The 13,891-nt window shown below is 71.0% G+C and carries 17 protein-coding genes; 10 read left to right on the top strand and 7 right to left on the bottom strand.

Features of this window, described 5'->3' with window-relative positions; all coding sequences use genetic code 11:
- The first annotated feature begins 5 nt into the window (after nt 1-5).
- Nucleotides 6-1,454: a SpaA isopeptide-forming pilin-related protein gene (locus tag ACIA5G_RS03400; RefSeq protein ID WP_395920611.1), complete on the top strand. Its 1,449-nt coding sequence runs from the start codon at nt 6-8 to the stop codon at nt 1,452-1,454.
- 43 nt (nt 1,455-1,497) lie between these two features.
- On the opposite strand, the gene ACIA5G_RS03405 is transcribed toward ACIA5G_RS03400, so the two are convergent.
- Nucleotides 1,498-2,301, bottom strand: a complete 804-nt coding sequence (locus ACIA5G_RS03405; RefSeq protein ID WP_395920612.1) for a M15 family metallopeptidase — start codon at nt 2,299-2,301, stop codon at nt 1,498-1,500.
- A 110-nt stretch (nt 2,302-2,411) separates the two neighbouring features.
- Complete coding sequence (locus ACIA5G_RS03410; RefSeq protein ID WP_395920613.1) at nt 2,412-2,912, bottom strand: Lrp/AsnC family transcriptional regulator; 501 nt, start codon at nt 2,910-2,912, stop codon at nt 2,412-2,414.
- A gap of 95 nt (nt 2,913-3,007) precedes the next feature.
- On the opposite strand from ACIA5G_RS03410, the gene ACIA5G_RS03415 reads away from it, so the two are divergent.
- From ACIA5G_RS03415 to ACIA5G_RS03445, 7 genes are all read left to right on the top strand, one after another.
- Complete coding sequence (locus tag ACIA5G_RS03415; protein ID WP_395920614.1) at nt 3,008-4,186, top strand: MFS transporter; 1,179 nt, start codon at nt 3,008-3,010, stop codon at nt 4,184-4,186.
- A 61-nt stretch (nt 4,187-4,247) separates the two neighbouring features.
- Nucleotides 4,248-4,889 carry a zinc ribbon domain-containing protein gene (locus tag ACIA5G_RS03420; RefSeq protein ID WP_395920615.1) on the top strand — a complete coding sequence of 214 codons (642 nt, stop codon included), beginning with the start codon at nt 4,248-4,250 and terminating at the stop codon, nt 4,887-4,889.
- A gap of 372 nt (nt 4,890-5,261) precedes the next feature.
- Nucleotides 5,262-7,118: a hypothetical protein gene (locus tag ACIA5G_RS03425; protein ID WP_395920616.1), complete on the top strand. Its 1,857-nt coding sequence runs from the start codon at nt 5,262-5,264 to the stop codon at nt 7,116-7,118.
- A gap of 87 nt (nt 7,119-7,205) precedes the next feature.
- Nucleotides 7,206-8,918: a hypothetical protein gene (locus tag ACIA5G_RS03430; protein ID WP_395920617.1), complete on the top strand. Its 1,713-nt coding sequence runs from the start codon at nt 7,206-7,208 to the stop codon at nt 8,916-8,918.
- Nucleotides 8,919-8,944: 26 nt separating this feature from the next.
- A complete protein-coding gene (locus ACIA5G_RS03435) occupies nt 8,945-9,151 on the top strand; it encodes a hypothetical protein (protein ID WP_395920618.1) in 207 nt (68 codons plus the stop codon).
- A 25-nt stretch (nt 9,152-9,176) separates the two neighbouring features.
- Nucleotides 9,177-9,407: a hypothetical protein gene (locus ACIA5G_RS03440; protein ID WP_395920619.1), complete on the top strand. Its 231-nt coding sequence runs from the start codon at nt 9,177-9,179 to the stop codon at nt 9,405-9,407.
- A 51-nt stretch (nt 9,408-9,458) separates the two neighbouring features.
- Entirely contained in the window at nt 9,459-9,926 is a 468-nt protein-coding gene (locus ACIA5G_RS03445) for a hypothetical protein (protein ID WP_395920620.1), read from the top strand.
- On the opposite strand, the gene ACIA5G_RS03450 is transcribed toward ACIA5G_RS03445, so the two are convergent.
- Nucleotides 9,919-10,398, bottom strand: coding sequence for a GNAT family N-acetyltransferase (locus tag ACIA5G_RS03450; protein WP_395920621.1), 480 nt, complete (start codon nt 10,396-10,398; stop codon nt 9,919-9,921). The genes ACIA5G_RS03445 and ACIA5G_RS03450 overlap by 8 nt on opposite strands.
- 59 nt (nt 10,399-10,457) lie before the next feature.
- On the opposite strand from ACIA5G_RS03450, the gene ACIA5G_RS03455 reads away from it, so the two are divergent.
- Nucleotides 10,458-10,682 (top strand): hypothetical protein, encoded by a 225-nt coding sequence (locus tag ACIA5G_RS03455; protein WP_395920622.1) that lies wholly within the window; start codon nt 10,458-10,460, stop codon nt 10,680-10,682.
- 4 nt (nt 10,683-10,686) lie between these two features.
- Here the strand turns inward: ACIA5G_RS03455 and ACIA5G_RS03460 are convergent, their stop codons facing one another.
- The 4 genes from ACIA5G_RS03460 to ACIA5G_RS03475 are packed head-to-tail and all read right to left on the bottom strand — an operon-like array spanning nt 10,687 to nt 13,447.
- Nucleotides 10,687-11,301 carry a hypothetical protein gene (locus ACIA5G_RS03460; protein WP_395920623.1) on the bottom strand — a complete coding sequence of 205 codons (615 nt, stop codon included), beginning with the start codon at nt 11,299-11,301 and terminating at the stop codon, nt 10,687-10,689.
- Between the two features lies 1 nt (nt 11,302).
- A complete protein-coding gene (locus ACIA5G_RS03465) occupies nt 11,303-12,529 on the bottom strand; it encodes a hypothetical protein (protein WP_395920624.1) in 1,227 nt (408 codons plus the stop codon).
- Nucleotides 12,530-12,539: 10 nt separating this feature from the next.
- On the bottom strand, nt 12,540-12,887 hold the full coding sequence (locus ACIA5G_RS03470) for a hypothetical protein (RefSeq protein WP_395920625.1): 348 nt from the start codon (nt 12,885-12,887) through the stop codon (nt 12,540-12,542).
- Entirely contained in the window at nt 12,887-13,447 is a 561-nt protein-coding gene (locus ACIA5G_RS03475; protein ID WP_395920626.1) for a YbaB/EbfC family nucleoid-associated protein, read from the bottom strand. Before ACIA5G_RS03475 ends, ACIA5G_RS03470 begins: the two co-directional genes overlap by 1 nt.
- 166 nt (nt 13,448-13,613) lie before the next feature.
- Here ACIA5G_RS03475 and ACIA5G_RS03480 point away from each other — a divergent pair, with 166 nt between their 5' ends.
- On the top strand, nt 13,614-13,769 hold the full coding sequence (locus ACIA5G_RS03480) for a hypothetical protein (protein ID WP_395920627.1): 156 nt from the start codon (nt 13,614-13,616) through the stop codon (nt 13,767-13,769).
- The last annotated feature ends 122 nt before the right edge of the window (nt 13,770-13,891 follow it).

The following is a 13,891-nucleotide window of genomic DNA, read 5'->3' on the forward strand; positions in this document are numbered from 1 at the left end:
CTGCTTTGACCAATCGATTTGTCGTGCGTTCCGCCGGGCAAAGAGCGGCGGCTCTGCTCGCCGTGCTCGTCACGGCGATGGCGACGTTGACCAGTGTGTTCGCGACTCCGGCGGGAGCGGCCTGGGACCGGATCGGCGTTTCGGTCACCTTCGACAAGCCGTCCTACGGGACCGGCGACGAAGTGCACTTCACGTTCAAGCTGACGAACAATGGCTCGGGGCGGGCGGCCGGGCTCACGGTCTTCCAGGACTTCGACCCGATCGACCTGTCCGTTCCCTACGGTGGTTGGGGTGCGCTCCAGAACCGGCCGGGGTTGACGATCGAGCCCGGTGAGACCGTCGAGCTGGCCGTTTCCGGCCGCGTTCGCGATCCCGAGCAGACGACCGCCGCGGTGCGGGGCCGGGTGTTCGACGAGACCGGGTTCGGAGTCGGGTCGTTCGACTCGCGGGTGCCGACCACGCGGGTGCCCGGTCGCGCGACGGGTGTCTTTTACGCGGACCGGAACGGCGACGGTGTCCTCGACGGCGGCGAACCGCTCGCCGGCGCCGAGCTCACCCTGCGGTACGTCACCGGCACCAGGAACTACACGGCCACGAGCGACGCCGAAGGGAAGTTCACCTTCGACCTTCCGGCGGGGGAGTACACCCTGGGCGGTGACGTCGTCGACGGCTGGCTGGTCCGGTGGCAGACCGTCCGGATCACCCCGGACACGCCGGACCTGCTCGTCCGCGGCGCGCCGCCGTTGAACGGCGCCTTGACCGCGTCGCTGGCGTTCACCCAGGACAGCTACCAGCCGGGCGAGCTGGCGCACCTCACCGTGACGCTGGCCAACTCGGGCTCGACCCCGCTCATCGGCGTCGTGGCCGCGTGCAACCGCATCGGTGACGGCTATCTGTTGAACGCCACCGGCCCCGGCTGGGGTGATCTCGTGTGGAACCGCGGCGTGACGATCGCCGCCGGGGAGACCCGGACGTTCGACGTGTCCGAGACGGTGCCGCAGGCGTCCTTCAACCGCGGCAAGGTCGTGGCCGCCTGCGACTTCGGGTACAGCGAAGTCGACATCGAGAACCATGCGAACGCGCGTGCCGAAGCCGCCGTGCCGGGCGCCAAGGCCGTCGTCGAGGGCACCATCGGCGTCGTCGACGACCGGGGCGAGGTGACGCAGGGGCTGGCCGGAACCGAGGTCGTGCTGGTGTCCGACCGGCACTGCCCGGTCACCGGCCGGCAGACCAGCGACGCGAATGGGCACTTCCTCTTCGAGGACGTGGCTCCCGGGCCCGCCTACCAGCTGTACTTCCTGACGCCGTCGGGCTGGAAGACGAAGTACGAGAACCCGACGGGGGTCGAGGTCCAGGGGCCGCCGGAGAACCACTACGCGTACCGGATCCCCGCCGAAGAGGGGGACGCGCCGCAGCCGGAGGTGCCGGTCAACCCCGCGGACTGCGCGCGGTGACAGGCAGCGCCCCGGTCCACTGTGGACCGGGGCGCTCTTGTGTTCAGCGAACGCTGCAGCGGCTCACCGGGAAGTCGAAGTAGGTGTCCGGGAACGGCTCGTTGTCGAGCGTGTAGTGCCACCATTCTTCGGGCAGGTTGCGGAAGCCGGCCGCGGCCATGGTGTCCTTGAGCAGCATGCGGTTCCGGTGCGGGACACCGGTGATCGCCGGGTTGTCGGTGTGGGCGAGCGGGTCGAAGCAGTCGTAGCCGGTGCCCATGTCGACCATGTTGTCGGGGAAGCGCTGGTCCTGCGGCGCGAAGCACGGCTTGAGCGGCTGACCCGGGACGTACGGCCGCTGGGGTCGCGCCGGCAGCTTGACGAGTGTGAGGTCCATGGTGCTGCCGCGGCTGTGCCCGGACTTCTCGGCGATGTAACCGTCGGCGAAGAGCCGGTCCTTGGCGACGTTCGGGTAGAACTCGGCCTTCATCTTCTCGTCGGCGAGGTCCTTCGCCCACCGCACGAAGTGGTCGACGGCCTGCTGCGGGCGGTAGCAGTCGTACACCTTGAGCGTGTACCCCTGCTTCCGCAGCTGCGCCTGGGCCTTCCGCAGGCCTTCGGCGGCCTGCCGGGTCAGGATGCAGAGGGGCTGCAGATAGCCGTCGACGCGTTGGCCGACGAAGTTGTGCCGGGTGGCGTACCGGATGTCCTGCAGGATCGACGGAGCGACGTCGGAGAGCGCGACGAACTCGCGAGGGGCGGCCGGTCGGGAGGGGGTGGCGGCCTGGGCGGTGCCGGGGACGACGAGGGTGGCCATGGCGGCGAGGGTGACGACAAGAGCGCGCACCCGCCGGGGGAAATTCCGCATGTGTCCCGTTTAGCAGCCGGGCACCCGCGAAGCCAGGGTGCGCGGCTCTAAGTACCGCCTGGATCCCGGCAAGCTCGGCGAACGACCGACACGGGCGGGTTCGTCGTGCCTCACGACCAGCCCTCGGACGTCGTCGCGCGGAGGTAGTCGTCCGACGGCGGCCGGACCGGCCGGCCCTCGAACTGCGTGGACAGCACCACCGTCGACCGCAGTTCGCCGTGGTTGCCGAGCCGTTCCAGCAGACCCTCGAAGTGCTCCAGCGACGCCGCCCGGACCTTGAGCATCGTGCAGTGGTCACCGGACAGGCGATGGATCTCCACGACCTCCGGGTAGTCCTCGGACTTCGACGTCTTCAGCAGGCAGCTGCTGAAGGCGCACCGCATCTCGACGAACGCCTGCAGCGGCTGGCCCGCCCGCCGCGCGTCGACCTGGGCGCGGTAGCCGGTGATCACCCCGGTCTCCTCGAGCCGCCGGACCCGCTCGGCCACCGCCGGCGCGGACAGGTTGATCCGCCGGCCGAGCTCCTTGAACGACAGCCTCCCGTCGGCCTGCAGCAGTTCCAGCAGCCGCCAGTCGACGTCGTCCAGCGGCTTTTCCGAACGGAAGGTCATGGGCCCCATCTTCCTTCCGAACCGCGGCCGGGGCGAGCGAAATGCCGTTCATGAGCCCTTCGAACCGAGCCCGGTTCTCCCTAACGTTGCTGGTCATGGGGACTCTGACGACAACCGGCCGCACGCGGTCGATGGGCGCGCTCTTCACCGGCGTCGCGCTGCTCAACACGGCCACGGTCGGCCTGAGCACCGCGGGCACGCTGATCGTCGCCGCGGGCAGCGGCCCGGGGTGGAGCGGGCTGCCGAGCGTTGCGGGGGTGCTCGGCACCGCGGCCGGCGCGCTCGGCGCAGGACTGCTGCTGCCGGGGCACGGCCGCCGCCGGGTGCTGTCCGCCGGGTACGGCGTTGCCGCGGCCGGTGCGCTGATCGCGTTCGCGGCCGCGCTGGCGACGGCGGTGCTGCCGTTGCTGCTGGGGATCCTGCTGGTCGGTGTCGGCAACGGCGGCGCGCAGCTGTCCCGCTACCTCGCCGCGGACCTGTACCCGGAGGACCGCCGAGGGCGGGCGCTCTCGAACGTCGTGTGGGCCGGGACGATCGGCGCGCTCGCTGGGCCGGCGTTAATGGCGCCGGCGGCGCACGTCGCCGAAAGCTTCGGCTGGCCGTCGCTGTCCGGGCCGGTCGCGGTGGCGGTGCTGGCCACCGCGGGTGCGGCGCTGGCCGTGTGGGTCCTGCCGCGTGACGTCCCACCGCCCCGCGAGCCGGTGGCCGCCGGGCGCGGTCCGGTGTGGCCGGCCACCGTGGTGCGGCCGCTGGTCGCGATGGTCGCCGCGCAGCTGGCGATGGTGGCGGTGATGACCATGACGCCGTTGCAGCTGCAGGCCCACGGGCACGGCCTCGGCGTTGTCGGCTGGGTGCTGAGCGCGCACCTGTTCGGCATGTTCGCGCTGGCGCCGCTGTCCGGCCGGATCGCCGACCGCTGGGGCCCGCGCGTCACGATCAACGTCGGCCTCGGGGTGCTGGCGCTGTCGGCGGCGACCGCGCTCGCGGCGCCGACGGCGCACACGTCCGGCCTGCCGGTGGCGTTGTTCCTGCTCGGGTACGGCTGGAACCTGGTGTTCGTCGGCGGCAGCGCGCAGCTGAGCCGCGACCTCGCGCCCGCGACGCGCAGCCGGCTGCAGGGCACGGTGGACGCGGTTGTCTGGTCGGCGTCCGCTTTGGCCGGTTTGGGGTCGGGACAACTGTTTGCCGGCGGGGGATACGCGCTCGTCGCGGTGGTCGGCGGTGTGCTGGCGCTGCTTCCGTTGGCGCTGCTGGTATCCCGTGACGGCCGGTAGCCGTGCCGTTGTCGGCAAATCTCTCGTCGTCACGCCGCCCGCCCACTGGCGAAGATGGGCCGTGGCTGACTCTGTGCCCTTCACGGACAACTTCTCGGACCTCTCCAACACGCAGGGGTACCAGTTCGAATTCCGCTGTGAACGCTGCGGCAACGGCTTCCGGTCCGCGTTCCAGCGCGACAACGTCGAGACCGGGCGAAGCGTGCTTCGCGCGGTCGGCTCGTTCTTCGGCGGCACGCTGCGGGACCTGAGCAACTCGGCCGACCAGTGGCGCTACGACCGCGCGACGAACTCGCCGGCCAAGGACAAGGCGCTGACCGAGGCGGTCAAGGAGATCACCCCGAGCTTCCGCCAGTGCCGCGGCTGTGGTGACTGGATGTGCCACGACCAGTGCTGGAACGAGGAGATCGGCCAGTGCCTGCGGTGCTCGCCGAGCGTCGGCGAGGAGATCTCGCGTGCGCAGGCCGCGGCGCAGCGCGACCAGATCTGGGACAAGGCGCGCGAGAAGGACTGGACGGCCGGGCTCGACCTCGACACCCGCGCCAAGGTCACCTGCCCCGGCTGCGGCCTGAAGGCCGACGGTGGCAAGTTCTGCTCGTCCTGCGGCACGGCGCTGGCGCTCAAGGTCAGCTGCGGCGGGTGCGGCAGCGAGGGCAACAAGCCCGGAGCGCTGTTCTGCTCGGACTGCGGGAGCAAACTCTGACCGAAGTTCCCGAGCTTTCATAACGAACACATAACTCACAGCCCCGGCGTTCAGGCGCCGGGGCTGCGCCATTGTGACCACCCGTGACGCCACCGGATGGTCTAGACGTCGCGGAGTAACAACACTCACCCGTTCAGCCCAATGAGGCCGTGCAACTCGGTCCGGGTGGTGGGAAAGTCACCCGGTCGGGTCAAGTCCCATTCTTTGATCACGGCTGGACGCTTTGACCGCTTGGCGCGAATATTCCGCCGGTGTCCGCTGACGCCGACTGACCACGTTTTCCGTTGCACCCCAACGGTTCCCTGGTGAACCGGCGGTTCAGCGCGCCCATTTCCCGAGAAACCGCAGTCGTCCGAGAGAACTGGGAGAACCATGCGATCAACCCCGTTGCGCCCGGGCCGGTGGCGAAAGGTGGTGACCGGCGCCGCGGCCGTCGCGCTCGCGATAGGCGCGGTCACGTACACCGGTTCGGCCACCGGCGCCTACGCCGACGTCCAGACCGTCACCGACGCGAAGACCGCGTCCGACGGCAAGCAGTACTGGGTGCAGAACCACCTGGTGACGAAGGACCTCGCCGCGCAGGCCCGGTCCGCGGACGGCACGCCGAAGAAGTGGCTGCTCGTCTGGGCCGGTGACGAGAACATCGCCGACACGCTCGTCAAGGACGTCAAAAACCTGCCGGGCACCCTCGGCGGCGGGCTCAACAAGATCAAGAACGCCTTGCCCGGCCCGGACTTCCTCGCCGTGATCGACGCGACGCAGGGTTCGCCGACCTACGGCAAGGTGGTCAACACCGCCACCGTCGGCCCGCTGGTCGAGAACGAGCCGCACCACATGCAGTACGTGTGGCACAAGGGCGACACGATCTACGCGGGCGCGCTGTTCGCCGCGGCGACGTACGCCTTCGACGTCAGCGCGCTGCCGCAGCTGAAGCTCAAGGGTGTCAGCCTGCCGACGAACACGCTCGGCGGCTCGGTCCCGGACGCCTACTGGGTGCTCAAGGACGGCACCGCGTACGGCACGTACATGGGCGGCCCGGTCGTCCCCGGCCCGCACTCCTACGCCGACGGCTCCACCCAGATCGGCAACGGCTTCGCCGGCAGCCCCGGTGAGGTTGTCCACTTCGGACAGAACGCCGAGGTCCTGTCCGAGTCCCCGGCGGCGACCCCGCAGGGGGACAACCAGAAGCTCTGCGACAACCTGCCGCAGCTGGGCAAGCCGACGTGTGCCAACCCGCACGGCATCCAGGCCCGCGAGGACCTGAACACGCTCGTCACCAGTGACTACGCCGAGCCGCGCAACATCATCCTCGACCCGGTCAAGCAGCCGTCGCCGTACCTGCGGCGGCCGACCGTGCGGACCTGGGACATCTCCGACCGCAACCACCCGAAGCTGAAGTCGGTGTCGTACCTGCAGGACGGCCCGCGCGCCGATCCGGCCGACCCGCTGCACGCCGAGAGCCGCGCGGTCATGGAGACGACCGTGACGAACCTGCCGGGGCACAAGGGCGCGTTCGCCCAGACCATGCAGGGCGGCGCGGTGTTCTACACGCCGGACATCACCGCGGCCGAGCCGCACTGGATCGAGGTGTTCGACGACGGCGCCGCCAACAAGTCGATCTACGCGAACAACGACTCGAACGGCGCCAGCTCCAACGGCGGCTGGATCCAGACCAGCCCGGACGACAAGTACCTCTACCGCGCGATCGTCGGGCGGCAGAAGGGCACCCTCTCGGCCGACGACCCCGGCACCACCGGCGGCGTCTACGTCCTCGACATCCAGAAGCTGGTCAACGCCGGCGACCGGATCGAGGACATCCAGGGCCGGGTCGACACCAAGGCGAAGGCGCAGCAGGGCGGGGGCGGCGACCTGCCGACCGTCGTCGGCGCGGCTCCGATCAACCCGGGCACACCGGGTGCGGGCCCGCACTGGGGCGCCTACGACAACTGGGCGCTCGGCAGCGACGGTTTTTACCACGAAACCACGTCGCCGCAGCACCTCGCGGTGTCGAACTACTTCGTCGCGCGGTCCGGTTTGGACGGTGACCACAAGGTCAACCTGCTGAACCTCGGCCCCGACGGGAAGGTTGCCGTCGACCAGAACTTCCGGGACGAGTTCACCGGGCAGGTCGGCATCAACTTCAACCGCAAGTCGTGGCCGCACGGGGACTTCGGCAACGCCAAGCCGCACTCCGAGCTGTTCGTGGTCGCGGACGCGGACATCAAGTAGCCCGGTCGTGGGGGGGGGGGGGGGGGGGGGGCCCCCCCCCACCCCCCCCCCCCCCCCCCCCCCCCCCCCCCCGACCTGGGAGTCTTGATGGAACACGACCACTCCGCGGCCACCGGTTCGTCCACTGTGGACATTCTGGCGCTGGTGCTCCGGCTGGCCCTGTTGCTGTCCACGGCGTTCCTCGCCGGCGGCGGCCTGCTGCGCCCGCTCGTCGGGGAGCTGCCGCGCCGGACGAAGCGCACGCTCTACACCCTCGGCGGGCTTTCGGCCCTGCTCGCCGTCGTGTCGGAGTTCGCCGTCGACATCAACGTCGTCGCGCTCGCGATCCACGTGGTGCTCGCGGTGGCCGTACCGATCCTCCTGCGGTGGCCGCGGGCCGGGCGCTGGGCGTCGGTCGCCCTGCTGGTCCTCGTCGTGCTGGAGACGTCGCTCGGGGGCACCGGCGTCGAGTTCGCCCTCGACACGGTGTTCGTCGCCGGGGCCGCCGTCTGGTTCGGCTTCGCCCTGCACGGGCCGGTCCCGACGTCGTCGATCCGTCCCGGCCCGCTGGCCCTCACCCTCGGCGGGCTCTTGGTCCTCGCCGGCGCGGTGCGGTTCGGGCTGTCCGGTCTCGGGTTCGACCGGCGGCTCTACACCACGCTCTTCGGGTTCGCGGTGCTCGCTGTCGCGGTCCTGCCGGTGGTGGTGAGCGGGCTCGCGGTGGTCCTGCGCGGGCGCGCCTACCGCTTCGGCGCCCTCGGTGTTGCGCTCGGGTTCCTCGCCTGGAGTGCGCTGGGCGCGATCCCGGCGCCGCCGCCGCTGCCCGTGCCGGGGGTGCCGCTGCTGGCCGACGCGCCGGGGTTCCCGGTGCTGGTCAGCCCGCAACGCCCGGGGCACAACGTCGTCCACTTCCCGGCGAGCGCGGGGGACGACCTCTCGGCCGGGGTCCGCGGCGGGCTCGTGACCAAGGCCGTCGCCCGGCCCGGCGCCGAGGGCACCTGGGCCGACGTCGACCTGCCGGCCGGCCGCAGTGACCTGGAAATCCGCCGCGGTGACACGACCACGGTCGTCGAGGTCGACGCGGGCAGCGCACCCGGCCCCTCGATCACCGAAGCCGACGCGCCGGAATGCGCGTCGGCGGCGCTCGGCGGCCTGGTCGCGGACCGCGGCGACGTGCTGACCGCGTGCCCGTCCGACGCGCTGACACCGGAGGACGGCGGGGCGCTGGTCAAGCTCGTCGAGTTCCTCGCCGGGCGGAAGCCGTCCGCGCTCACGCTGGTCGAGGACGACTCCCCGCGCGGGGTCGCGGCCGCGAAGCTGGTGCGTGAGACGGCGGCGCGGACCGGGCTGGCCGTGCGGCCGGACGCCGGGCCCGACACCGCGCTCGTGGTCGTCTCCGGCTGGGCCGCCGGGTACACGGCGATGACGCGGGCCGCCGAGCTGCAGCGTCTCGAACCCACTCACCAGTACGGGCTGTACCTGGCGCCGTGGCTGCTGAACGGGCCGATCGTCAACGCGGTGGCGAGCGCGTCGCTGCCGCTGCGGTTCGACCCGCGGGAGGCGACCGCGGTCGGGTACGCCGTCGCGGTCGGCGACCGCTTCGGCGGTGAGAGCCCGACGCTCGGCGGCTTCCGGAACTGGCTGGGCGCCGACCGGCCGGCGGGCGAGGTCCAGGTCTTCGCCGCCGCCCAGGTCAACGCCATGCCGATGTACCCGACCGAACCCCACGCCACCGGAATGGTGATGGACGACGAGCGCGACTACGCGGGCCAGTGGCTCGCGTGCGGAACCATCGTGCCCATCACGTCGGTTCTCCGCTGAAAATCATTGGTACGAAAGGAAAGTCCATGAAGCGTCTTGTTGCCCGCGTGCTGCTGCCGCTCGTCGCGGCGACGGCGTTCACCGGCCTGGCCGCCGGTGTCGCCAGTGCCGACCCGACCGACGGCCCGGTCTGGCTCGTGCCCGGGGTCGACCTCGGCAGTGTGCTCGGGCCGATCGGCCAGCCGGTCGACCTGCTCGCGCCGGTGTTCGACCTCATCACCGCTGTTTCCTGAAGACACCACAGAAAGGTTGGGAACCATGAAGAAGACCCTCGTCCGCGCGGCCGGTGCCGCGGTCCTCGCCGGTGCCGCCCTGTTCGGCGCGGCCGGGCCGGCGCTGGCGGCCGACGCCCCCGGAGTCGTCGTGGTCGACGATCCGGACACCAGCGGCCTCGACAACATCTGGACGTTCGCGCCGCTGGGCGTCCCGGTGCTCGGCCTGATCCAGTCCGTCAACGGTGTCCCGGGCAAGCTGCTGCCCTCCTTCTGACCCGCGGGGCGGCCCCCGGACCGGGGGCCGCCCTTTTCCCTTGGAGTCCCCATGAACCGGCAGCTGGCCGGCAGGCTCGGCATCGCGGTGATCGCCATCGCGGCGGTCGTCGCGGGCATCTTCATCCTCGGCGACGACGGTTCGCCGCCGTCGTCCCCGGCGGTCGCGGTGGTCGGTGAGCCGTCGCTGTCTTCGGTCCCGCCGCGCACGATCATGGCGACGGTGACCTCCACCTCGAACCCGCCGGCGCCGGCGGGCTACCAGGTGACGTACGAGCTGGCGGGCAGCGGCACCGCCACCGTCGTCTACGACTCGAACGGCCTCGGCCTGGTGCACCAGGAGCTGAACGTCGCGCTGCCGTGGCGGAAGGAGTTCTCGTGGCCGTCGGCCGGGTCGGTCCAGCTGCTGGGGCAGGGGAGCGGCGCGGTCGAGTGCCGGATCTCCCTCGGCGGCCGGGTGGTGACCACGCAGAAGTCCGCCCCCGGCGACGTCGCCTCGTGCACCGGACGGCTCAGCTGAGGGCCTTCGCGAACCAGTGCTCGGCGAACTGCCCGGTGCTGAACGGCTCGACTTCGGCGTAGCCGGTCTTCGTGTAGAGCGCGCGGGCCTCGACGAGGTCGTGGCGGGTGTCGAGCCGCATGAGGCCCGAGCCGAGGCGGCGTGCGGCGGCCTCCGCGGCCGCCACCAGCGCCGGCCCGCCACCCGTGCCGCGGTGGGCCGGCTTGACGAACACCTTCGTCAGCTCGGTGACCCCCGGCGCGACGACCCGCGTCCCGGCGCAGCCCGCGACCACACCGTCCCGCCGGCCGACGAGGAACGCCCCGGTGGGGGCGGCCAGATCGGTGCCGGGCTCCTCGGCCACGTACCGCGTCAGCTCGGCTTCGGTGATCGGCCGCCCGTAGTAGCGCGAGGCGACTTCGTCCATGTACTCACGCATGACCGCGACGGCGTCCGGGTGCTCGACGGGCACCTCGGTGATGGTCCACTCCACGTCCCCATCCTGGGGACGCTGTCCAGCGAATTCCGCCGGCCCCGGGCACGATGGATCCCATGACGCCTGTCACGAAGCGCCTCACGGTGGTGGCCGTCCTGCTGATCACGGCGGGCGCGATCCTCCTGTCCGTGGGCGCGATCGGCTTCCGGGCCACGTCCGACCAGCCGGACGCCAACATCGGCGCGGGTTTTGCGCTGCTGGCGGGCCCGTACGTCGTCGGGCTCGGCCTGGTGTTCGCCCTCTCGGCGGGCCTCACCCACCTGACGACGCGCCGGCGCTAGCCGCTCAGCGCGGTGAGTGCGCCCACAACACCGCGGGCAGTGTGTCGGCCAGCTCGGCGAGGTAGCCGGCCTCGGCCGTGACGTTTTCCCGCGTCGCGCACCCCTGCCCCCAGGTCCGCGCCGACCCGTGCTCGACCACCACGTCCCGCCCCGAGAACCGCGGGTTCGCCGCCAGCCACCGCGCCAGCTCCTCCGCCAGCCGGGAATCCGGCGGCAGGGTCGGCATCACAAGCGTCTTGCCGGGCACGATCCGCAGCTCCGGGCACGGCGGCACCCGCACCTGCGTGACGTGGACGTCGCGGAAGTACGTGTGGTCGTCGAAGTGCCGGTAGGACTCCTGGGTGTCGATCGCGAGCACCGGCCGGTCGCCGAGGCGGAACTCGACCCACGTCTCCTGCGGCCAGTCCGCCAGCGGTCGCCCGGTCGGGTGGACCACGCCGAACGACGGCGCCGGGGCGGCACCGGATCCACTGTGGAACGTGCCGCGCCGTTCGGCCGCGAACGCCTTGAACCAGTGCTCTTCCCGGCTCGTGGCGAACTTCTTCTGCGAGCGCCACCAGATCGCCGCGGCGATCGCGGCCACCACCACGAGCAGGCCGATCACAAAAAGCGTTTCCACGTCAGAAGTCCAGGTCTTCGCGGGTTTCCTCGACGGACTGGTCGCGGCCCGTCCCGTCGTGGTCGCTCGCCTTCTTGGCGTTCTTGACGTGGCTGTTGAGCTTGCCGAGGTGGTCGTTCACCGTCTTGGCCGGGTTGTCGCCGGGGTTGGCCGGGTTGTAGCCGAGCACGCCCTTGACCGCCGCTTCGCCGCCCTTCTTCAGGGACTCGGTGAAGCCGTTCTTGAGCATCGTCTTCGTGTAGTCGACCTTGCCCGCGGCGTCGAGAACCGGGTTCTCGAAGGCCTTCGCCCAGCGCTTGCCGATCATGCCCTTGTCGCCGACGGCCTTCTGGAGGAGGTCCTTGCCCTCGTTCTCCTTCGCGATCTTCGTGAGCGACTTGCCGAGCTTCGTCTGCGCGAGCTTCGCCTGCAGCTTCTTCAGCCAGTCGAGCACCTTCTGCAGGAGCTCGCGCAGCTTGGACACCTTCTGCGTCGTCTTCGCGGTGGTCTGGGCCGCCTTGGCCTCGGACACCGGGGCGGCGGCCGAGAGCGAGGCGCCGCAGGTCGGCACCGCGGCCGCGAGCGCCGGCACCCACAGCATGATCAGCCAGGTGACGAACTCGGTGAGGATCGCCTTGATCAGGTCCTCGACGAAGCTCATCAGCATGCTGTTGAGCTGCAGCATCCGGGCGAGGTCACCGGACTTCCCGGCCACCCCTTCGATGCCGTGCCCGAACTCGCCCAGCGCCGTCTTCGCCGCGTTGCTCGCGTCGCCCTGCCAGTTCTTCAGCGCGTCGTCGGTGACGTCGGCGAAGTTCGCCGCCAGCTTGTCCAGCCCGGTGGCGATCGCCCCGAAGTTCTCCGCCGCGACACCCAGCGCCGGGCCGTCGCCGCTGACGAAGTGGATCGCGTCCTGGATCGGCTGGACCGCGTTGACCAGGAAGTTCAGCCCCTGCCCGACCAGCCAGCCGAGCGGGTCGGTCGCGATGTCGGTGATGGTGCTCGAGCTCGACTGGATGAAGCCGGCCGTGTCGGTCGCGATCGTGCCGAGCGCCAGCGTGATGTCCGCGCCGTCCTTCTGCGGGGCGAACACCGCGTTCTTCACCGACACGGCGTCCTTGCCGACGGTGACCGCGCTGCCGACGAACGGCGTCGCCTTCACCGCGTTGTCGACGTTGACCCCGAGCACGGTCTTCGGGTCGTCGGGCTTGACGGTGATCCCGCCCGCGACGTCTGCCACCTCTGCCATGCCGTCCCCCTCAGTGCTTCGGCTTGCCCGGGCCGTCGAGCAGGACCTCGACCTGGCCGAAGAACGTCTTGTGGTCGTCTTCGACACCCTGGTAGACGTTCGCCGCGTCGGTGAGCTTGGCCTGCGCCGAGGTCAGCCCGTCGGCGATCGACCCGAGCAGCTCCTGCAGCTCGCGCAGGGTGTCGTCGTACCCGCCCTTGGTGAAGACGCCGACCACGCCCCACGACTTGTCGCCGACGTCGGCCTGGCCCACCTTCTCCGTGATCTTGGTGCCCTGGTCCCGGTACTTGCCCAGGTCACCGACGTATTCGTGCAGCGCGTCCACCTGGACCTGGTAACCGCCGGCTCCGTCGGGCATCAGTCCTCCTCGTCGAACAGGTTGCGGAGGAAGGAGTCGCCCGCGGAGCCCCCGCTCGCGGGCGGCGCCGGCGGCGGGGGAGCGTCCGCCTGGCGCAGCACCCGGTGCTCCGAGAAGTCCTCGGACGCAGGGGGCCGCTCCCGCCGGGGCGTCTCTTCCTCGAGCTTCGACCGCATTTCCTCGACCGTGGTTCCGAACGCCGCCGCCTGGGTCTCCAGGACCTGGTCGACCAGGCCGAGGTCGTCACCCATGTGCTCCTGGACGATCACGGCCTGCCGCCGCGCCGCCTCGCCGACGGCTTCCCGCAGCGTCGCCAGCAACGTCGCCGACAGCGCCTGCGCGCCCTTGGCGAGCGCGGCCTCGGTGAACTTGACGTCCAGGACCGCGCCGCCGGGCCCGGTGACCACCGTCACGCCACCGTCCGGAGAGGACGCTCTCGCCTGGAGCTCGGTCAGCTGCTGCTGCATCGCGCCGAGGCCGGCGAACCGGTCGTCGACGTGCCGCACGCTCGCCTGGAACCGCTCGTACTCGGTCACCAGCTGCTCGAACTCGGCCGACATGCCCTGATCTCCTCCGCTCGCCCGGTGCCTGACGCACCCATCGTGACGCCTCGGCGACAGTGTGACGCACGGAACGGACGATCCGGTCCCACTGCGTCACCCGACCGGGTAATGGGTAGGTTGCGGCCGCAAGGGGAAGCATGGGGAAGAACGCTAGGAGTGCGTGATGAGCAGCACGGAAGGGGCCGAGCGGCCCGACGAAGAATCGAAGAAGACCGGTAGCCACGCGGCCCCCGAGGGAGCCGGGGTGCACCCGCTGATCGACCTCTCGCGCGACCCGAACCCGGGTAAGCCGGACCACGCGAAGCCCGACGAGGACTGAGTCCCGCGCCGGAGGAGGGGGCTCGTCCGGCGTGGAACCCGCGTACCCGGAAGGTCGGCTCACGTACCTGGAGGGTCGGCTCACGTACCTGGAGGGTCGGCTCACGAACCGACCGTCTGGGT

It is taken from the genome of Amycolatopsis sp. NPDC051758, assembly GCF_044453095.1.
GTDB lineage: Bacteria > Actinomycetota > Actinomycetes > Mycobacteriales > Pseudonocardiaceae > Amycolatopsis.

Bases quoted from the DNA above. Each gene is read 5' to 3' on its own strand.
- ACIA5G_RS03405 (WP_395920612.1), bottom strand. From the start codon at position 2,301: ATGCGGAATTTCCCCCGGCGGGTGCGCGCTCTTGTCGTCACCCTCGCC.
- ACIA5G_RS03410 (WP_395920613.1), bottom strand. From the start codon at position 2,912: ATGACCTTCCGTTCGGAAAAGCCGCTGGACGACGTCGACTGGCGGCTG.
- ACIA5G_RS03415 (WP_395920614.1), top strand. From the start codon at position 3,008: ATGGGGACTCTGACGACAACCGGCCGCACGCGGTCGATGGGCGCGCTC.
- ACIA5G_RS03425 (WP_395920616.1), top strand. From the start codon at position 5,262: ATGCGATCAACCCCGTTGCGCCCGGGCCGGTGGCGAAAGGTGGTGACC.
- ACIA5G_RS03430 (WP_395920617.1), top strand. From the start codon at position 7,206: ATGGAACACGACCACTCCGCGGCCACCGGTTCGTCCACTGTGGACATT.
- ACIA5G_RS03435 (WP_395920618.1), top strand. From the start codon at position 8,945: ATGAAGCGTCTTGTTGCCCGCGTGCTGCTGCCGCTCGTCGCGGCGACG.
- ACIA5G_RS03440 (WP_395920619.1), top strand. From the start codon at position 9,177: ATGAAGAAGACCCTCGTCCGCGCGGCCGGTGCCGCGGTCCTCGCCGGT.
- ACIA5G_RS03445 (WP_395920620.1), top strand. From the start codon at position 9,459: ATGAACCGGCAGCTGGCCGGCAGGCTCGGCATCGCGGTGATCGCCATC.
- ACIA5G_RS03455 (WP_395920622.1), top strand. From the start codon at position 10,458: ATGACGCCTGTCACGAAGCGCCTCACGGTGGTGGCCGTCCTGCTGATC.
- ACIA5G_RS03465 (WP_395920624.1), bottom strand. From the start codon at position 12,529: ATGGCAGAGGTGGCAGACGTCGCGGGCGGGATCACCGTCAAGCCCGAC.
- ACIA5G_RS03470 (WP_395920625.1), bottom strand. From the start codon at position 12,887: ATGCCCGACGGAGCCGGCGGTTACCAGGTCCAGGTGGACGCGCTGCAC.
- ACIA5G_RS03475 (WP_395920626.1), bottom strand. From the start codon at position 13,447: ATGTCGGCCGAGTTCGAGCAGCTGGTGACCGAGTACGAGCGGTTCCAG.
- ACIA5G_RS03480 (WP_395920627.1), top strand. From the start codon at position 13,614: ATGAGCAGCACGGAAGGGGCCGAGCGGCCCGACGAAGAATCGAAGAAG.